The sequence below is a fragment of the Streptomyces sp. 351MFTsu5.1 genome (genome assembly GCF_000383655.1).
GTDB classification, from domain to species: domain Bacteria; phylum Actinomycetota; class Actinomycetes; order Streptomycetales; family Streptomycetaceae; genus Streptomyces; species Streptomyces griseorubiginosus.
On record NZ_KB911788.1, the window covers coordinates 199928 to 219142 of the forward strand.

The following is a 19215-nucleotide window of genomic DNA, read 5'->3' on the forward strand; positions in this document are numbered from 1 at the left end:
AAGTAGGTCGAGATTGCGATGAGCACTCGATGAGCACGCGATGAGTACGCCCATGAAGTAGCGACGGTCCGGACACACCCGGACCTAAAAGGAGCGAAGTGGCTAAGGTCCGGGTATACGAACTCGCCAAGGAGTTCGGGGTTGAGAGCAAGGTCGTCATGGCCAAGCTCCAGGAACTCGGTGAATTCGTCCGTTCGGCGTCTTCGACCATCGAAGCGCCCGTCGTCCGTAAACTGACGGACGCCCTCCAGCAGGGCAACGGAGGCGGCAAGTCCGCCCCCGCACGCAAGGCCGCCCCGGCACGTCCGGCGGCCCCCTCTCCCGCGCAGGCAGCCCGTCCGGCCGCCCCGCGCCCGCCGGCCCCCAAGCCGGCCGCCGCCGAGCGGCCCGCGGCTCCCGCCGCGCCGGTCACTCCCGGCCCCCGTCCCACCCCGGGCCCGAAGCCCGCGCCGCGCCCCGCGCCGGCGTCCCCGGCTCCGACCACGCCCGAGTTCACGGCACCCCCGTCGGCTCCCGCCGCTCCGGCCTCCCAGGGCCAGGGTTCGCAGGGCCAGGGCTCCGGCCCGCGTCCGGGCGCCCCGCGTCCGGCCGGCCAGCAGGCCCCGCGTCCCGGCGCCCCGCGTCCGGCCGGTGCCCCCGGTCAGGGCGGCCAGGGCCGCGGTGACCGCACCGACCGTCCCGGCGCCCCGCGTCCGGGTGGCCAGGGTGCTCGTCCCGGTGCCCGTCCGGCCGGTCCCCGTCCGGGCAACAACCCCTTCACCTCTGGTGGCTCCACCGGCATGGCGCGCCCGCAGGCGCCCCGTCCGGGCGGTGCCCCGCGTCCCGGCGGTCCTGGTGGCCCCGGCGGCGCTCCCGGCGGCGCCCCGCGTCCGCAGGGTCAGGGCCAGGGCGGTCCCCGTCCCCAGGGCGCGGCGGGCGGTCCCCGTCCGCAGGCTCCGGGCGGCGCCCGTCCCAGCCCGGGCGGCATGCCCCGTCCGCAGGGCGGTCCCCGTCCCGGCGGCGGCCCCGGCGGCCCGCGTCCCAACCCCGGCATGATGCCGCAGCGTCCGGCTGCCGGCCCGCGTCCCGGCGGCGGTGGCCCCGGTGGCCGCGGTCCCGGTGGCGGCGGTCGTCCCGGTGGCGGCGGCGGTCGCCCGGGTGGCGGCGGCGGCTTCGCCGGTCGTCCCGGTGGCGGCGGTGGCGGTTTCGCCGGTCGTCCCGGTGCTCCCGGTGCCGGTGGTGGCGGTTTCGCCGGCCGTCCGGGTGGTCCCGGTGCCGGTGGCGGCGGTCGTCCCGGCTTCGGTGGTCGTCCCGGCGGTCCCGGTGGCCGTGGTGGCACGCAGGGCGCCTTCGGTCGTCCCGGCGGTCCCGCGCGTCGCGGTCGCAAGTCGAAGCGGCAGAGGCGCCAGGAGTACGAGGCCATGCAGGCCCCGTCGGTCGGCGGCGTGATGCTGCCTCGCGGCAACGGCGAGACCATTCGCCTGTCGCGCGGTGCCTCCCTCACCGACTTCGCGGAGAAGATCAACGCCAACCCGGCGTCCCTCGTCGCGGTCATGATGAACCTCGGCGAGATGGTCACGGCCACGCAGTCCGTCTCCGACGAGACGCTCCAGCTCCTCGCGGGCGAGATGAACTACGCGGTTCAGATCGTCAGCCCGGAGGAGGAGGACCGCGAGCTGCTCGAGTCCTTCGACATCGAGTTCGGCGAGGACGAGGGCGACGAGGAGGACCTGGTGGTCCGCCCGCCGGTCGTCACCGTCATGGGTCACGTCGACCACGGAAAGACCCGACTGCTCGACGCCATCCGCAAGACGAACGTCATCGCGGGCGAGGCCGGCGGCATCACCCAGCACATCGGTGCCTACCAGGTCTCGACCGAGGTCAACGACGAAGAGCGCAAGATCACCTTCATCGACACCCCGGGTCACGAGGCGTTCACCGCCATGCGTGCCCGTGGTGCCCGGTCGACGGACATCGCGATCCTGGTCGTCGCGGCCAACGACGGCGTCATGCCGCAGACGGTCGAGGCGCTCAACCACGCCAAGGCGGCCGAGGTACCGATCGTCGTCGCGGTCAACAAGATCGACGTCGAGGGCGCCGACCCGACCAAGGTGCGCGGTCAGCTCACCGAGTACGGTCTGGTGGCCGAGGAGTACGGCGGCGACACCATGTTCGTCGACATCTCCGCCAAGCAGGGTCTGCACATCGACTCCCTGCTGGAGGCCGTGATCCTCACCGCCGATGCCTCGCTCGACCTGCGGGCCAACCCGCACCAGGATGCGCAGGGCATCTCGATCGAGTCCCGTCTCGACCGCGGCCGTGGCGCCGTGTCGACGGTCCTCGTCCAGCGCGGCACGCTGCGGGTCGGCGACACCATGGTGGTCGGCGACGCGTACGGCCGAGTCCGGGCGATGCACGACGACAACGGCAACAGCGTGGCCGAGGCCGGCCCGTCGACGCCGGTCCAGGTCCTGGGCCTGACCAACGTCCCGGGCGCCGGCGACAACTTCCTGGTGGTCGACGAGGACCGTACGGCCCGTCAGATCGCCGAGAAGCGTGCCGCCCGCGAGCGCAACGCGGCCTTCGCCAAGCGCACGCGCCGTGTCTCGCTCGAGGACCTGGACAAGGTGCTCAAGGCCGGCGAGGTCCAGCAGCTCAACCTCATCATCAAGGGTGACGCTTCTGGTTCCGTCGAGGCCCTCGAGTCCTCCCTGCTCCAGCTGGACGTCGGCGAAGAGGTCGACATCCGCGTCCTGCACCGCGGCGTCGGTGCGGTCACGGAGTCGGACATCGACCTGGCGATGGGCTCGGACGCCATCGTGATCGGCTTCAACGTGCGCGCCGCCGGGCGGGCACAGCAGATGGCCGAGCGCGAAGGTGTGGACGTCCGCTACTACTCGGTCATCTACCAGGCGATCGAGGAGATCGAGGCGGCCCTCAAGGGCATGCTCAAGCCGGAGTACGAAGAGGTCGAGCTCGGTACGGCGGAGATCCGCGAGGTCTTCCGCTCGTCCAAGCTGGGCAACATCGCGGGTGTTCTCATCCGGTCCGGCGAGGTCAAGCGCAACACCAAGGCCCGTCTGCTGCGCGATGGCAAGGTCATCGCGGAGAACCTCAACATCGAGGGCCTGCGCCGCTTCAAGGACGACGTCACCGAGATCCGCGAAGGCTTCGAGGGCGGTATCAACCTCGGAAACTTCAACGACATCAAGATCGACGACGTCATCGCGACGTACGAGATGCGCGAGAAGCCGCGAGGCTGACCGTCACAGCACGCGATCGGGGCCGATCGGCGGAGCCGTTCCCTCTGGGAATATCCGTCGATCGGCCCCGGCCGTTGCGTGTACGGTTCCCGTATCGGCGCCGACGCGGCGCCCGTACCCCGAACCGGCGGGACATCCGGACACACATGTATGTGGGGACTCTGTCCTTCGACCTGCTCCTCGGCGACGTGCACTCGCTGAAGGAGAAACGCTCTCTCGTCCGTCCGATCGTGGCCGAACTCCAGCGCAAGTACGCGGTGAGCGTGGCGGAGACGGGGAACCAGGACCTCCATCGCCGGGCCGAGATCGGGCTGGCGCTGGTGTCCGGGGACACGGGACACCTCAGCGACGTACTGGACCGCTGCGAGCGGCTGGTCGCCGGGCGGCCCGAGGTGGAACTGCTCTCGGTTCGACGCAGGCTCCACAGCGACGAAGACTGACGCAACAAGTAAGTACTTAAGGAGACGGACCAGTGGCCGACAACGCGCGCGCCAAGAGGCTGGCGGACCTCATCCGAGAGGTGGTGGCCCAGAAGCTGCTGCGCGGGATCAAGGACCCGCGGCTCGGCTCACACGTCACCATCACGGACACCCGGGTCACCGGGGACCTGCGGGAGGCGACCGTCTTCTACACGGTGTACGGGGGCGAGGAGGAGCGGGCGGCCGCGGCCGCCGGACTGGAGAGCGCCAAGGGCGTGCTCCGCTCCGCGGTCGGAGCCGCGGCGGGCGTGAAGTTCACCCCCACGCTGACCTTCGTGGCCGACGCGCTGCCCGACACCGCCAAGACCATCGACGACCTCCTCGACAAGGCCCGCCAGTCCGACGAGAAGGTGCGCGAGGTCTCGGCCGGCGCCAAGTACGCCGGCGAGGCCGACCCGTACCGCAAGCCGGGCGACGAGGACGAGACGGACGACGCCGCCGAATGACCGAGAAGAACCGGACGCCCGACGGCCTTGTCATCGTCGACAAGCCGTCGGGCTTCACCTCGCACGACGTGGTCGCCAAGATGCGCGGGATCGCCAAGACCCGCCGCGTCGGGCACGCCGGCACCCTCGACCCCATGGCGACGGGCGTGCTCGTCCTCGGCGTCGAGAAGGCGACCAAGCTCCTCGGGCACCTCGCGCTGACCGAGAAGGAGTACCTGGGCACCATCCGGCTCGGCCAGACGACCCTGACCGACGACGCCGAGGGCGAGATCACGGGGTCGGTCGACGCCTCGAAGGTCACCCGGGAGGCCGTCGACGCCGGGATCGCCAAGCTGAGCGGCGACATCATGCAGGTGCCGTCCAAGGTCAGCGCCATCAAGATCGACGGTGTGCGCTCCTACAAGCGGGCGCGCGAGGGCGAGGAGTTCGAGATCCCGGCACGCCCCGTGCGGATCTCGTCCTTCGCCGTGTACGACGTCCGGGACGCGGTCGCCGAGGACGGCACCCCGGTCCTCGACCTCGTGGTGTCGGTGGTCTGCTCGTCCGGCACCTACATCCGGGCGCTCGCCCGTGACCTGGGCGCCGACCTGGGCGTGGGCGGCCATCTGACGGCTCTGCGCCGGACCCGGGTGGGCCCGTACAAGCTGGACTCCGCGCGGACCCTCGACCAGCTCCAGCAGGAGCTGACGGTCATGCCCATCGGCGAGGCCGCTGCCGCCGCCTTCCGGCGCTGGGACGTCGACGCACGGCGGGCCAAGCTGCTCGCCAACGGCGTACGGCTCGACATGCCCGAGGAGTACGCGGGCGCCGGCACGGTCGCCGTCTTCGGCCCCGAGGGCGCCTTCCTCGCGCTGGTCGAGGAACAGAAGGGCAAGGCGAAGAGCCTGGCCGTCTTCGGCTGAGGCTTCTTCGCGGGGCACCGGGGCGGTCTGGGCACCCGGGCGGTCTTCGCCCGTGGAGCGGCGATCACGGGGTTGTGCCGCCGCTCCACGGTCCCCCCTCGGTTCCCCCACCCCTAGGGTGTATCCGCCGGTCCCTTTCCATTCACCCGCGCGGGCAGGCGCTCGGAGTGAACCGGGGGAGTGGAAGGGGGCGCGTTCCGCACGCGATCTGTCCCGCTGATCACCCCGCACCTACCGTCGAAAACAGGAACGTGCGTACGGCGGGAAGGCTCGACCATGACGGCAGGGGGTGACTCCGTCGGCGGAGCGTGTGGCTCCGCAGGGGAGAGCGGGGGACGGGGCGACGGGGGCGTGGGGGAGACGCTTCGGTCGGCTGGGCGGGAGGGCGACGCTGGTGCTGGTGCTGGTGCTGGTGCTGGTGCTGGTGCTGGTGCCGGTGCTGGTGCCGGTGCCGCGGGGCGGCTGCCTGGCGGGAGCGGGGGCTTTGTGCCCGGTGACGGCGGGCTGGCTGATTCCGGCGCGGCTCTCACAGACGGTGACGCCTCTTGGGCGGGTTCGGGTGCGCGTCCTGCGGATGGTGACGCCAATTGGGCGAGTGCTGGCCAGGCTGGTGGTGAGGTTTTCTGGGTCGGCTCGGGTGCGGGGCCTGCCGTGGGTGGTCTTGCCTCGGCTGATGTCGGTGCGGCCCCCGCGGTCGGTGACGGGACGCAGGGCCGTGGAGGTGGGTGTGCCGGCGGGCGGTCGCCGGGGTGGGGGCGGCGGTTGCGGCACGGGCGTGCGCGGTCGGCGCGCGGGGTCGGGCGGGACGACGATCTCGTGCGGCTGCACGACCTGGCCGGACGGCTCCGGGGGGTCGGCTTCGTGGCCGATCACCACGGCACCGTCGTCACCAGTCACGAGGCCGTCGACGGGCTGGCCCGGATCGTTCTGCACGCCGGTGACCGCAGCTGCGTGGTGGGCGCCGACGCCGTGACCCCGCTGCCCGGGCGGGATCTGGCGCTCGTCCGCACCGAGGGCCTCGGAGTGGACCCGCTGCCCGTCTCCCCGCGCGACACCGTCGAACCCGGTACCTATGTGCGCCTGCCCGCGGGCTGCTGGCGTGAGGCCCGCGTGCTCGGCCCGGCCACCGTGACCTACACGGCCACCGACCGCCACCGTCTCCTCGACGGCGTCCTGGAGCTGGCCATCGGCACCGCCGGCCGCGACGCGCTGCGGCTGGGCGGCGGGGCCGCCGGAGGACCCGTGCTCGACGCCGCGACGGGAGCCGTCGTCGCCGTCCTCGGCACCGCCCTCCAGAGCGGCCGCGACACCGGTCACGCGATCCCGCTCCGCACCGACGCGCCCGCCCCCCTCGCCGACCTGCTCGCGGAGAACGCGGCCACCGTCCCCGCCTACGGCGCCGACCTCAACCTCGCCGGAGTGCTGGAGCTGACCGCCACCTCCGTGGGCCAGGACGGCCCACCCGTGAGCCGGGAGGACGCGCCGGAACCGGTCGAACGAGCCGTCACAGCACGGGAGTTCGCCGCCTTCACCGACGGCACGGCCACCGTCCTCGGGCTCGTCGGACCGCCCGGCAGCGGCCGTACGACGGAACTCGCGGCCCTCGCCGCCCGCCGCCACCGCGGCCCCGCCCCGGCCCCCACCCTCTGGCTGCGCGGCGCCGACCTGGAGGACACCGACGACTCGGTGGCCGACGCGGCCCGCCGTGCGCTCGGCAGGGCCGCCCGTATCGTCGCGACCTCCGCGGACACCGGCCCGGCCGACCTCGGCGACCTCACCCCCGAACGCCTGGCCCACCTCTCCCGGGACGCCGGCCGCCCCCTGTTCCTCCTCCTGGACGGCCCCGAGGAGATGCCTCCCGTCCTCGCCCACCGCCTCGCCGAGTGGACCCGGGGCACGGCACGCTGGCTGGAGGAGACGGGGGCCCGGCTGGTGGTCGCCTGCCGGGAGGAGTACTGGGAGGGCACGGACTTCCCAGCGGACCTGCTCCACGGCGACCCCGGCCGGCACATGCCGCCCCGCGTGCCCCTCACCGACCTCACCGACGACGAGGCCCGCCGGGCCCGAGCCCGCTACGCCCTCCCCGACGGCACCCTCACCGCCCCGGACGACCGGCACCCCCTCACCCTCCGGCTGCTCTCCGAGGTCCGCGCCGCCCTCCCCGGCACCTCCCATGCCCCCGTCGACCGCGACCAGGTCTTCGAGGCCTACCTCGACCTGATGTGCCTGCGCATCGCGGTCCGGCTGGCCGGCCCGGGCGGACTGCGCGGCACCGTGGTGCGCAGACTCGCCGCGAAGGTCTCCGGGCAGGTCCACGAGGCCGCCCGCCGCAGCCTCGGTCCCGGCCAGGGCGAGCTGGACCGCGCGTCGTTCGAGGCGGTGTTCCCCTGGGGTCCTGCACCGAAGCGGCTCGGCGGCTCCGGCTGGGCCTCCGCCGTCCTCGCCGAGGGCCTCCTGGTCCCGGCCGGCACCGGCTACCGCTTCGCCCACGAGGAGCTCGCCGACTGGATCCAGGGCACGCACCTCGACCTGGACGAGGCCCTGCGCGCACTCGTCCACCGCCGCCGCTCCGGCCCACAGCACCCCCTGCCCGTCCCGCACCACCGCATCGGCCCCGTCGTCCAGGCCCTGCTCCTCCTCGCCCGCCAGCACGGCACACCGCAACTCGCGCACCGGCTCGAGGAGTTGCTGCACGCCCTCGACGCCGACCCGCACTCCTGGTGGGCCGCCCGGCTCCTCACCGAGACCCTCCGGCGGGTGCCCGACGCGACGCCGTACACCGACGTCCTGCGGCAGCTCGCCGACCGCCTCGTGGCCGGGCGACGCCGCGGCGAGCCGGTCCCGGCCGCCTTCGCACCCGCCTTCTGGACCGCCCTCCCGCTCCCGCCGGGCGCCCGCTTCGACCTGCTGCGCCGGCTCGTCCTCGCCGATGGGCCCCCGCAGGAAACCGGACCCCGGTTCCTGGACGCCGTGGCGGAACTGCTCGCCGTCGACCCGACCGCCGTACAGCCGCAGCTGACCCGCTGGTTCGACGACGACCGGGCGCTGCCCGCGACCCCGCACGCGACCGTCGCCGAGGCCGCCCAGGCACTGCTGCACACCCACCGGACCCGGGCCCTGGACGACCTCACCGAGGTGCTCGTCGCCTGCGCGCACCGGCGGGGCGACGAACTGCTCGCCGTGCTGGCCGAGGACGAGCCGTCGGCGGTGTGCCGGGCCGTGGACCGGTGGGCCCACGACGAGCGGCCGGCCCGCAGGGTGGCGGCGGTGACTTACGGACTGCGGGCCGCGCCGCACGTGTGCACCGAGGCCGACCGCGAACTGCTGCGCTACGCCGCCCTCGCCCTGCTGGCCCGCCCCGAGGACGCCACCCTGCACGGCGGCGCGCTCGCCCTGCTGGTGCGCGACCCGCACACACGGGACCGTCATCTCCCGCAGGCGCTCGGGCACTTCGCGGCCGGCGACCCCCGCTTCCCGCCCGACGCGCTGGTCCCCGCCCTCGCCAGCCACCCCGGCCCGGTCCTGGACGCCTTCCGGGAGCGGCTCCGGCGGCCCGGCGCCGGGGAGGCGCTGCACACCCTCGCCGACGTCACCACGCCCGCCCTGGCCCGCCGGGTGGCCGCGCTGGTGAGGGAGGCCGTCCAGGGGCGCCCGGAGACCGCCGGGGACGTGGCCGCGTACGTCGACCGGCGACTCGACCAGGGGCCCACCGCCCGGGCCGTGCTCCTGCCGCTGATCACCGGGCTCCTCGACGGCGGTCCGGAACGCGTGCGGGCCGTGCTGGCGGCGGTCCTCGCGGGCCCGGGCACCCCCGCCTCCCGCCCGCTGCGCGACGAACTCCTCGACCACCTCCTCGACCACGAGAAGGAGCCCGCGGTCCTGATCGCCCTGCTGCCCGCGGCCGCCGCGCGCGCGGACGCCGACGTCCGCGACCTCGTCCGCCGTATCGGCCTCCTGCTGGTCCGCACCCCGGACGGCGCCGCCCGCTTCGACCGGGGTCTCGTCGACCTAGGCCGGCATGTGCCCGGGTTCGCCGCGCTGGTGGCCGGCTGGCTCGCCGAGGCCCCGCAGGAGTGGGCGGCGGTGGTCGGACCCAGCACCCGGAGAATGATCGGCAACCTTGCGGGCGTACGGGTCCCCGCCTGAGGTCCGCCAGGTCCCGCGCGCGCGTGCGTCGGGTCACACCCCCATGCCGATGCGAGCGACGGGCGCCCGGCATGGCACCCTTAGACCTGCGCAGGTCTTGAGAATCAATACGGACACGGGTTCGACGAGGAGCGGTCACAGTGCAGCGCTGGCGTGGCTTGGAGGACATCCCCGAGGACTGGGGGCGCAGCGTCGTCACCATCGGGTCCTACGACGGGGTCCACCGCGGGCACCAGCTGATCATCCGGCACGCCGTGGACCGCGCGCGTGAGCTGGGCGTTCCCTCGGTCGTCGTCACCTTCGACCCGCACCCCAGCGAGGTCGTCCGCCCCGGCAGCCACCCGCCGCTGCTGGCCCCGCACCACCGCCGCGCCGAGCTGATGGCGGACCTGGGCGTGGACGCGGTCCTGATCCTCCCCTTCACCACGGAGTTCTCGAAGCTCTCGCCCGCCGAGTTCGTCGTCAAGGTCCTCGTCGACAAGCTGCACGCCAAGGCGGTCGTCGAGGGCCCCAACTTCCGCTTCGGCCACAAGGCCGCGGGCAACGTCGACTTCCTCGTAGAGCAGGGCAAGACGTACGACTTCGAGGTCGAGGTCGTCGACCTGTACGTGTCCGGCACGGCGGGCGGCGGCGAGCCCTTCTCCTCCACGCTGACCCGGCGCCTGGTCGCCGAGGGGGACGTCGAGGGGGCCGGGGAGATCCTGGGCCGCCCGCACCGCGTGGAGGGCGTGGTCGTCCGAGGCGCCCAGCGGGGACGGGAGTTGGGCTTCCCCACCGCCAACGTCGAGACCCTCCCGCACACCGCCATCCCCGCCGACGGCGTCTACGCCGGCTGGCTGCACGCCCAGGGCGAGGCGATGCCGGCCGCGATCTCCGTCGGCACCAACCCGCAGTTCGACGGCACCGAGCGCACGGTGGAGGCGTACGCCATCGACCGCGTCGGGCTCGACCTGTACGGCCTGCACGTGGCGGTGGACTTCCTCGCCTACGTCCGCGGCCAGCAGAAGTTCGACACCCTGGACGCGCTGCTCAAGGCGATGGCCGAGGACGTGAAGCGGTGCGGCGAGCTGATCGAGGCCGCTTCCCGGGACTGACCTGGACACACGTTCCGGGCGCTGACCTGGACACACGAAAGGGGGCCGGCACCTTCGAGGTGCCGGCCCCCTTTCTCACGTTCCGGTCACTGCTGCGGCGGCTGACCCGCGTTCGGGTCGTACGGCGGCTGCGGGTATCCGGGCTGGGGCTGCCCCGTCTGCCACGGCTGGCCGGGCTGGGCGCCGGGGAAGCCCTGGAACGGCGGCTGCGGGGCCGGCGGCTGCGGCTGGCCGGGGGCCTGCTGCTGACCCGGCATCGGGGGAGCCATGGTCGGCGGCTGGTTGGTGCCGTTGCCCGTCCACAGACCCTGCTCCTGCTGGGCCCGCGCGAAGTCCTCGGCCACCATCGTGGCGAGGTCGAAGTACGCCTCCCGGACCTTCGGGCGCATCATGTCGAGGTCGACCTCGGCACCGGCCGCCAGGTGTTCGTCGAACGGTACGACGATCACGCCCCGGCAGCGCTGCTCGAAGTGGGTGACGATGTCCTCCACCTTGATCATCTTGCCGGTCTCGCGGACACCCGAGATCACGGTGATGGACCGCGAGACGAGGGACGCGTACCCGTGCGCGGAGAGCCAGTCCAGGGTCGTGCTGGCGCTGCTCGCCCCGTCCACCGACGGCGTCGAGATGATGATCAGCTGGTCGGCGAGGTCGAGCACTCCGCGCATCGCGCTGTAGAGCAGACCGGTGCCCGAGTCGGTGAGGATGATCGGGTACTGGCGGCCCAGCACGTCGATCGCGCGCCGGTAGTCCTCGTCGTTGAACGTCGTGGAGACGGCCGGGTCGACGTCGTTGGCGATGATCTCCAGGCCGGACGGCGCCTGGGAGGTGAACCGGCGGATGTCCATGTACGAGTTGAGGTACGGGATCGCCTGGACCAGGTCGCGGATGGTGGCCCCGGTCTCGCGCCGCACCCGGCGGCCGAGGGTGCCGGCGTCCGGGTTGGCGTCGATGGCGAGGATCTTGTCCTGGCGCTCGGTGGCGAGGGTCGAGCCGAGGGCCGTGGTCGTGGTCGTCTTGCCCACGCCGCCCTTGAGGCTGATCACCGCGATCCGGTAGCAGGACAGCACCGGGGTGCGGATGAGGTCGAGCTTGCGCTGCCGCTCCGCCTCCTCCTTCTTGCCGCCGAGCTTGAACTTCGATCCGCCCGGCGTCGGCCGGCTGCTCTTGGCCTTCTGCTTCTTGCTGTTGACCAGCCGGTCCGAGGTCAGCTCGACGGCGGCGTTGTAGCCCAGTGGCGCACCCGCGCCGGCGACCTGCTGCCGCTGGTCGTGCTGGACGGCGGCCGGCCACCCGGCACCGGTACGGGGGTCCACGCCGGGCTGGCCCGGAGCACCCGCGTAGGGGTTGGGGTTCGGCGCCTGGGGCGGCTGCTGCCCCGGGAACTGCGGCTGCGGCTGCTCCGGTTGGGCGTGGGGCCCCGGCGGGGCGGGGGGCGGCGGCACGGGCTGACCCGGCTGACCGGGCTGTCCCTGAGGTGCCGGGGGCTGCTGGGGGTAGCCGTAACCGCTCTGCGGGGGCTGGGGGGCGGGCGGTTGGGGGTAGCCGTAACCGCTCTGGTCGGGCTGGGGCGCGGGCGGCTGCGGATAGCCGTAGCCAGGCTGGGGCGCGGGCGGCTGCGGATAGCCGTAGCCAGGCTGGGGGGCCGGCGGCTGCGGGTAGCCGTAACCACCCGGTGCCGCCTGGGCGTCGGGGTGGTGCGGGGTGGCCGGCCAACTGCCCGGGGCGGGCTGCGGGGCCTGCGGAGCCTGGGGGGCTTGGGGTTGTCCCGCGGTCGGTGCCGGCTGGGCGGGCGGGAGCGGGGCGCCGGGCTGAGCGGTGGGCGGCTGCGGCTGGCCGCCGGTCGACCAGTCCGGGGCGGGGCCGGGGGCCGCACCCGGGGCCGCCTGGGCGAACTGCGGCGGCAGCGGCGGGACCGCGCCCTGGGGCGCCGGCGGAGGACGCCAGCCCTCGTGCTGGGCGTCGGGCTGCGGCTGCTCGGGAGCGGGCGCGGTGGCTGCTGCTTGCGGCTGCTCCGGTGCCGGGACCTGCGGGACCTGGGCGGCCTGGGGCTGCTCGTCGGAGGCGCTCCGGGGTGCCTGCGGCTCCTCCGGGGGTACGGCCGGTGCGGCCGGGGGCTGCTCCGGGGCGTCGGCCTGGACGGCAGGGGCCTCGGGCGCGGCCGCCTGGGGTTCGGTGCCGGGCTCGGGGTCGACGGCGGGAGCGGTGGCCGGGGCTTCGTGGGCTGCGGGTGCCGTGTCCTCGGAGGCCTGGGCGGGGTCCGTGTCCTCGCCGCTGGGTCCGGTCTCCTCGGGCGAGGCGGGCTCGGCCGGGGCCGCCTGCGTCTGCGTCTGCGCCTGGGCCTGCGCCTGGGCCTCGGCTTCCGTTTCCGTGGACGGCTGCGGGGCTACGGCGGGGGCGGCGGGCGCTGGAACCGAGGGGGCCGTGGGGGCCGTAGGGGGCTCGGGGGCGCTCGTCGTCGGGGCGGGGGCGGAGGGCGCGTCGGCGCGGCCTTCCGCGTCACCGGCGGAGACGGGGGCGACAGGGGGCGCCGGGGCCACGGGCGCGGTCGGAGGAGCGGGGGCCACCGGAGGCGCGGGAGCGACCGGGGGCGCCGGGGGTGCCGAGGCCGCGGGGGGCGTCGTAGGAGGCGCGGGGGGCTGCGGGTAGCCGTAGCCGCTCTGCGGGTTCGGGGGCTGCGGATAGCCGTAGCCGCTCTGGGGGTTGGGCGGCGCGGGCGGCTGGGGGTAGCCGTAGGCCGCCTGCGGGTTCGGCGGTTGCGGGTAGCCGTAGCCGCTCTGAGGATGCGGGGGTGCGGGCGGCTGAGGGGCCGCCGGGGCGCCCGACCATGGCGGAGGACCGGACGGATCGGGGTGACCGGGGTGGGGTGCGGGCGCGGCGGGGGCAGGGGTCGGCGCGGGAGGCGCTGCCTCGGGCTCGGGCTCGGGCTGGGGCGCCGCGCTCTGCGTGTACCAGGCGGGTGCGGCGTAGTCGATGGTGAACTCGCCCGTCATCTCCGTGGCGGACTCCGCGTCGGACTGGTCGTCGCTGGGCGTGGTCCAGCCCGCGCGCAGCCCGTCCCGATCGCTCTGCACAATTCCTCCTGGTTGGTCGAGCACCCTCGTGCCGTGTGGGCACTCATGTGCCGTGCCGGGGGCGACCGTTCCTGTTGGCCGATCCGACTGAAGTCCCTGGACGCGAACGACCCACCCGTGGGTTCCTGCGTCGCACCCGCATCAAGCCTAAACGCCACAGCCGTCAGCGGGGCAGGCCCGTCCGCTGTGCGCTCGCACGCACCGGACGTCCGCCTGCCCCGATGTCGGCCTTGTGACGGTTGTCTGTCTTCTGGCTGTCTTCGGTCTGTCTTCTGGAGGGACGGTCGGTTCCGCGGCCCGGCCGCCGCCCCTACTCCGCTGGGAGACCGCCGGGGTCCGAGGCGGGCTCCAGGTCGAACTCGCCGTCGCGGGCGCCCAGTACGAAGGCCTGCCACTCCGCTTCCGTGTACCGCAGCACGGTGTCCGGGTCCAGGGAGGACCGCATGGCCACCGCGCCCTCGGGGAGGTAGGCGATCTCGACGCGTTCCTCGTGCTCCTCGGTGCCGGGCGCGCTGTGCCACTCGACACCGGAGATGTCCAGGCCGTACAACTCGTCCCGTTCCCTCGCCTTTCGCGCCCGGACGTCCTCGTCCGGTGTCTTTGCGGCGATGTCGTCCGCGTCAGCCATGGTCAGCGGGCCCTTTCTCCTGAGCGAACCTCGTGCAGGAGCACCCTACTTGGCCTGGCCCCCCTCACACAGCGCTACGGTGCGATCACGAACTCACGTGAAGGGGTGCCGCCTTGGCCTGCCGCGACCGCGCCGGTCAGTCCATCCGGCGAGGCGCTCCGAGGAGACCGGTCTCCGCGTCGGTGGGCTGGGTCATCACGTACTGCCGGGACTTCTGCGTGCACCACAGGGCCACGTTGTCGGCGAGCGAGGACAGGGACGCGGAGTCGCCCTGGGGCAACCGCATGGACTTGCCGACCACTTGGGACTCCTGCGGGGAGATCCGCTGCACCCCGACGACGTCCGCGTTGGCGAGCAGCCGGGGCGCGGTGGGGCCGAGGTAGGGGAGCAGGGTCAGCACCGACTGCCAGGGCGTCGTGGTGAGACGGCTGCGCGGCGGGCGGATGCCCAGGTCGCGGATGATCAGCACCGGGCTGGCCGGGGACGGGCCCTGCGGGGCGATCCGCCCGACCTGGTGCACGGTCACGCACTGCTGGCCGCCGCCGGCCGCCTGCGCCATCGGCGCCCACAGCTGCGGACGGGCCGTCTCGACGGCCACGCGCGCGCCGATCGCCGCCGCGCGCAGGGCGATGACCTGGGCCATCCAGGTGCCGCCGACCAGCACCATGTCGAGGCGGGTGGGGCGGCACAGGCCCAGCACCGCGGGCTGGTTGTCCTGGTCTATGCCGAGGATCAGGCCGTCGTCGCCGACCGGCAGGGTCAGCTGCGCGAGCACGTCGGCGTCGACGAGGTGGCGCTCACGGCGCGGGCCGAGCAGGCCGAACGCCTCCCGCAGGCGCCGCTCGGGACCGAGCCGGGCGGGTTCGGGGGAGCGGGGCAGATGCCCGGGACGCTGTCCGGGGAAGCCCGGGGTGGAGTTCCCGAAGCCGGAGCGGCCGCCGGGACGCATGGTGGGAGCGGACATCAGCGGGTACCTCCCAGCGGCAGGGTGGCCAGGACTCCGGGCAGCTGCTCACGGTCGAGCCGTACCAGGCCGACCTTGAACGCGGACGCGGCGCGCTCCAAGTGCTGGGCGGCCTCGCCCAGTTCGTTCTCGCCGCGGCCGGTCAGCCGTACGTGCCCGGACAGGGCGAGGAGCTTGCCGCGCCGCCTGCTGATGGTCAGCGAGAAGGTGCTGGCGAGCGTCGGCGCCGAGGTCAGCGCACCGATCAGCCGGGGGAAGGCCGGGCCCGCGCCGCCGAACTGGGGCCACTTCGAGATCCAGTACGTGGTGTGCAGCCGGTCGTCGCAGCGCCAGGTGCGGGTGCTCTCCGCCGTACGGCGTCCGGAGCGGCTGCCGTCGAGCGCGGCACCGCCGGTCGTCGCCATCGGGTTCACACAGCTGGAGGTCGCGATGGCGCCGCAGATGTCCGCCTCGCTCAGCACCTTGGCCTGCATACCGGCACCCATGAGACGGCTGGCCAGCTGGTCGGCGACCCGCAGCAGCGCCCGCCGGGCCCCCTGCATGCCGCCGCCGCGTGCCTCCACGGCCTCCGGGCACAGCTCCGGGTCGAGCTTGAGCGCGACCCAGGTGATACGGAGTCCGGGCGTCATGCTCTGGGCCTGGAGCGGGCCGTAGGAACGGACCGCCATGGCCTGCGGGGGAAGATGCGGGGCGGGCGCGGGCTGGGTGTGCTGGACGACCTGCACGGAGGCGAGCCGGATGTCGTCCACCTCCAGCAGGCCCTGGAGCAGGTCCAGGGGGATGTCCCCGGTGCCGTAGGCCGGCCGCAGCGGGGTGTCGGCGGCCTGCACCTGGACCAGCGCGGTGAGGAAGGTGCCGTCGCCGAGCATGCCGATCTCGCGCTGCTCGCGGTCCTGGAAGCTGTAGGTGCGCAGCGCCGGGTCGCACTCGACGGCCGGCGCGAAGCCGGGGTCGGTGCCGGGCGGCACGGGTTCGGCGTTGCGCCTGCGGCGGTCGCGCAGCGCGCGGGCGGTGGTGAACCACTCGGGCAGCGGACGGCCGCGGCGGCGCAGCAGCCCGGCCAGGACCAGGGGTACGGCCAGCACGATGCCGACGGTGAGGCCGACGGGGCGCAGCAGCCAGCCGATCAGCAGCACCGCGGCGGCCAGTTCGAAGCCGACCAGCTGCTGGACGCGCAGGGGGCCGATGCTGCCGGGGCGCCGGGCGAGCGAGGGTGCGGCCGGGCTCGCGGGCCGCGCGCCCGAGGACGGCTGTGCCGGTTCCGGCTCCGGCCCCGGTCCCTGGTTCTCCTGGGTACGACGGCTGCCGTTTCGGCGCCGGGACCTGGTCGCAGTGCTCATCCCCCGGTACAACCCCTTTGCATTGTCTGGCCGCGACTCGAGCTGGCGGCGGATCACCGTACCCCGTACCGTACGGTGCGATCGTCACACGGCATAGTAGAGGCCCCTGCAGGAGCAAACGCCACGGAGTACCGGGCGGCCCTGGGGAGTTCCGCATTCGGAAACAAAGCGAAATAACGGGGAGTTGACCCATCGATGGCGACACGTCGGGATGAGCTGAACGCTTACTCCTTCGCGCGCAGGCGCACGGTGGCGGCGTTTCTTCAGCCGTCGCCGCACGGTTCGGAGGAGGCGGCACCGCGGCCCCTCAAGACCGTCCTGCCGAGTCTCGGTGTGGCGGTCCTCGTGCTCATCGGATTCGGCGCCTGGGGCATGCTCAGCCCGACCGCGCCGAAGGGCTGGGACGCGCAGGGCAAGAACATCCTCGTCGGCAGCGAGTCGACGACGCGCTATGTGCTGGTGAAGACCAAGGGCGAGAGCAAGGCGAGCCTGCACCCGGTCCTCAACCTGGCCTCCGCCAAGCTGCTGCTGAACGGCGAGAACCCCCAGGTCCTGAAGATCAAGGAGTCGGTGCTCGACAACAGCAAGTACTCGATGGGCGCCACGGTCGGCATCCCCTTCGCCCCGGACCGGCTGCCGTCCCCGGAGGACGCCAAGACGGCGAAGACCTGGGCGCTGTGCCAGGCCCCGGGCCAGGACGGACAGCCGGTCAGCGCCACGTACGTGCTGGACAAGAGCGACTACCAGAAGCTGCTGCAGAAGCGCGGGGAGCTGAAGGGGAACAAGGTCCTGTACGTCGAGGGACCGAAGGACCCCGGCTCGCTCAGCGGCAACGGACCGCGGTACATGGTCACTCCGGACGGCAGCGCCTATCTCATCGGCGGCACGGGCTGGCGGCTCGCGAGCGAGAACACGCTCCAGGACATCCAGCGGGCCGTGTTCGGCGAAGGGGTGCAGCCGCAGCGCGTCAGCCCGGACTTCATCAAGACGCTGAACGTCGTGGGCGACCTCCAGTTCCCCTCGCTGGGCGGGGACGCCGGGACGCAGGCGAACGTCGAGGGCCTTCCGACCCGCGTCGCCAAGGTGGGCATGGTCCTGGTGACCCGTACCGGGGAGCGGCAGCAGAAGTACATCGTGCTGAAGAACGAGGTGCGGCCCATCTCCGACTTCACCGCGGAGATGTGGCTCAGCAGCCCGTTCATCAACGCCGTGTACGCGGGCACCACCCCGGCGCCGGTCCAGGTCGGGTTCAACGACATCCACCCGGAGAACGGTGAGTGGATGGCGCCGAAGAAGTGGCCCGAAGAGACGGTGGTGCAGGCCAACACGCACTGGAAGCAGGGCGGCGACAAGGTCTCGTGCAGCATCTGGCACGGCGGCGCGGTCAACGAGAACACCAACCGGCCCCTGATGACGGTCTGGAGCGGCCGGGACTATCCGAAGGACCTCTCCCAGAGCGGCTCGCGCACCTACGTCTCGCCCGGCAGCGGCCTGCTCTTCAAGCGGGTCACGGGCACCGACGCCGGCGGCGGCAGCACCTTCCTCGTCACCGACACCGGCCTGCGCTACTCGGTCCCCGCGCGCAACGACAGCGAGGTCACGGGCGGCGAGAAGGCCGACGGCAACGGCGCCCAGCAGACCAACACGTCCCAGGTACGCCTCGGTTACGGCAAGATCCGCGCGGCGGTGGTGCCGGCGATGTGGGCGGACCTGCTGGCGGCGGGGCCGGAACTCAGCAGCGGGAACGCGGAGCAGGCACAGGGGTCGTAGTCCCGCTACATGGTCGCGGGGTGCTCACACTTCACTAACGCACTTGTGAAAATGGTGAGTTGACTTCATCGCGATCTTGCTACATGCCCCAACTGATGTTCGCTCTGTCAGCGGATGCGACTAGAGTGGAACCAGACCGGACTGGGTACGACCGACCCCCTTCGGGGCCGGCGTTCCGAGCGAGGGTCTACTCAGAACTCCTACGTCTCATGGGGGACACGACATGGCTGGACAGCAGTTCACCATGACCGAGGAGGAGATGGTCGCGTTCAGCGGCAAGATCTCCTCGGTCAACTCCTCGATCCAGGGCGAAATCTCCCGCCTGCAGACCGTGATCGACACCATCACGGGCGGCTGGAAGGGCTCGGCGGCCACCGCGTACAACAACCTGCAGTCGCAGGTGAACCAGGATGCCAACAAGATCAACCAGATCTTGAACGACATCAAGGAAGCGATCGACCAGAGCACCAAGGCCTACGCGGCTTCGGAAGAGGAGCAGCGCGCGTCCATCCAGAACATCGCGGCCTCGTCCCCCTTCGGATGATCGCACCCGTGCGCCGCGGCGTACGTCCGTGATCGACCATCCATACATCTGAGGAGACACAGAAGAGATGTCCGGGCAGATTCTTGTAAATTTCGCCACGATCTCCCAGGCCGCGCAGGACGTCCGCAGCACCGCGGGCAAGATCCGTACGCAGCTTGACGAGCTCGAGAGCGGTGTGAAGCGGATCTCCGCGAGCTGGGAAGGCTCGGCCCAGGAGTCCTACCGCGCCAAGCAGGCCGAGTGGGACCAGCGCGCCGCCTCCATGCAGCAGACGCTGGAGGCCATCGCCAAGGCCCTCGACAGCGCCGCGCAGAACTACCAGGCGACCGAGTCGAAGAACGCCCAGATCTGGGGCGGCTGACGTGACCGCCTGATGGGGGCGAGTGCGCGACAGCGCGCTCGCCCCCATCGGTGCTTCACGGGGTGTGTGGACGTTTCGGTTCATAGCCGGGGCTTTGGTGCGTAGCGCGTCGCTGGTGTGGGACGGACCCCTGACCTGTGCGGGGCCGGGTCCCGTGTGGGACCGAGTTCTGAGCGGGGCCGGGCCACTGGCTCGCCGCCGCTGGTCCACACGCCGTACGGGGAA

At 73.1% G+C, this 19215-nt stretch carries 13 protein-coding genes; 9 read left to right on the forward strand and 4 right to left on the reverse strand.

Annotation, left to right across the window (positions count from 1 at the left end; translation table 11 throughout):
* Positions 1-98 precede the first annotated feature (98 nt).
* The 6 genes from infB (at position 99) to H295_RS0128900 (ending at position 10309) form a co-directional block, all read left to right on the forward strand.
* Positions 99-3242: a translation initiation factor IF-2 gene (gene infB / locus H295_RS45730; RefSeq protein WP_078616770.1), complete on the forward strand. Its 3144-nt coding sequence runs from the start codon at positions 99-101 to the stop codon at positions 3240-3242.
* A 146-nt stretch (positions 3243-3388) separates the two neighbouring features.
* Positions 3389-3682: a DUF503 domain-containing protein gene (locus H295_RS0128880; protein WP_020138837.1), complete on the forward strand. Its 294-nt coding sequence runs from the start codon at positions 3389-3391 to the stop codon at positions 3680-3682.
* Between the two features lie 32 nt (positions 3683-3714).
* Entirely contained in the window at positions 3715-4167 is a 453-nt protein-coding gene (gene rbfA, locus H295_RS0128885) for a 30S ribosome-binding factor RbfA (RefSeq protein ID WP_020138838.1), read from the forward strand.
* A complete protein-coding gene (truB, locus tag H295_RS0128890) occupies positions 4164-5069 on the forward strand; it encodes a tRNA pseudouridine(55) synthase TruB (protein ID WP_020138839.1) in 906 nt (301 codons plus the stop codon). Before rbfA ends, truB begins: the two co-directional genes overlap by 4 nt.
* A gap of 816 nt (positions 5070-5885) precedes the next feature.
* Positions 5886-9215: a trypsin-like peptidase domain-containing protein gene (locus tag H295_RS0128895; protein ID WP_020138840.1), complete on the forward strand. Its 3330-nt coding sequence runs from the start codon at positions 5886-5888 to the stop codon at positions 9213-9215.
* Between the two features lie 140 nt (positions 9216-9355).
* Positions 9356-10309 carry a bifunctional riboflavin kinase/FAD synthetase gene (locus H295_RS0128900; RefSeq protein ID WP_028809841.1) on the forward strand — a complete coding sequence of 318 codons (954 nt, stop codon included), beginning with the start codon at positions 9356-9358 and terminating at the stop codon, positions 10307-10309.
* Between the two features lie 86 nt (positions 10310-10395).
* On the opposite strand, the gene H295_RS0128905 is transcribed toward H295_RS0128900, so the two are convergent.
* The 4 genes from H295_RS0128905 to eccE all read right to left on the reverse strand — a co-directional run bounded on the left by H295_RS0128905 (position 10396) and on the right by eccE (position 16315).
* Positions 10396-13383, reverse strand: coding sequence for an SCO5717 family growth-regulating ATPase (locus tag H295_RS0128905; RefSeq protein WP_020138842.1), 2988 nt, complete (start codon positions 13381-13383; stop codon positions 10396-10398).
* A 310-nt stretch (positions 13384-13693) separates the two neighbouring features.
* Positions 13694-14011 (reverse strand): DUF397 domain-containing protein, encoded by a 318-nt coding sequence (locus tag H295_RS0128910; protein WP_020138843.1) that lies wholly within the window; start codon positions 14009-14011, stop codon positions 13694-13696.
* A 136-nt stretch (positions 14012-14147) separates the two neighbouring features.
* Positions 14148-14975 (reverse strand): hypothetical protein, encoded by an 828-nt coding sequence (locus H295_RS0128915; protein ID WP_020138844.1) that lies wholly within the window; start codon positions 14973-14975, stop codon positions 14148-14150.
* Positions 14975-16315: a type VII secretion protein EccE gene (eccE, locus tag H295_RS0128920; protein WP_020138845.1), complete on the reverse strand. Its 1341-nt coding sequence runs from the start codon at positions 16313-16315 to the stop codon at positions 14975-14977. The genes H295_RS0128915 and eccE overlap by 1 nt, the downstream gene beginning before the upstream one ends.
* Positions 16316-16510: 195 nt before the next feature.
* Between eccE and eccB the strand changes: the two genes are divergently transcribed.
* The 3 genes from eccB (at position 16511) to H295_RS0128935 (ending at position 18990) form a co-directional block, all read left to right on the forward strand.
* Positions 16511-18085: a type VII secretion protein EccB gene (eccB, locus tag H295_RS0128925; RefSeq protein ID WP_028809842.1), complete on the forward strand. Its 1575-nt coding sequence runs from the start codon at positions 16511-16513 to the stop codon at positions 18083-18085.
* A 223-nt stretch (positions 18086-18308) separates the two neighbouring features.
* The gene (locus H295_RS0128930) at positions 18309-18629 is read left to right on the forward strand and encodes a WXG100 family type VII secretion target (RefSeq protein ID WP_007385064.1); all 321 of its coding nucleotides are present in this window, start codon (positions 18309-18311) and stop codon (positions 18627-18629) included.
* 67 nt (positions 18630-18696) lie between these two features.
* On the forward strand, positions 18697-18990 hold the full coding sequence (locus H295_RS0128935) for a WXG100 family type VII secretion target (protein ID WP_007385065.1): 294 nt from the start codon (positions 18697-18699) through the stop codon (positions 18988-18990).
* The last annotated feature ends 225 nt before the right edge of the window (positions 18991-19215 follow it).

Coding starts and splice junctions, on each gene's coding strand:
- eccB (WP_028809842.1), top strand. CDS start 16,511: ATGGCGACACGTCGGGATGAGCTGAACGCTTACTCCTTCGCGCGCAGG.
- H295_RS0128910 (WP_020138843.1), bottom strand. CDS start 14,011: ATGGCTGACGCGGACGACATCGCCGCAAAGACACCGGACGAGGACGTC.
- H295_RS0128915 (WP_020138844.1), bottom strand. CDS start 14,975: ATGTCCGCTCCCACCATGCGTCCCGGCGGCCGCTCCGGCTTCGGGAAC.
- truB (WP_020138839.1), top strand. CDS start 4,164: ATGACCGAGAAGAACCGGACGCCCGACGGCCTTGTCATCGTCGACAAG.
- H295_RS0128880 (WP_020138837.1), top strand. CDS start 3,389: ATGTATGTGGGGACTCTGTCCTTCGACCTGCTCCTCGGCGACGTGCAC.
- eccE (WP_020138845.1), bottom strand. CDS start 16,315: ATGAGCACTGCGACCAGGTCCCGGCGCCGAAACGGCAGCCGTCGTACC.
- H295_RS0128935 (WP_007385065.1), top strand. CDS start 18,697: ATGTCCGGGCAGATTCTTGTAAATTTCGCCACGATCTCCCAGGCCGCG.
- H295_RS0128930 (WP_007385064.1), top strand. CDS start 18,309: ATGGCTGGACAGCAGTTCACCATGACCGAGGAGGAGATGGTCGCGTTC.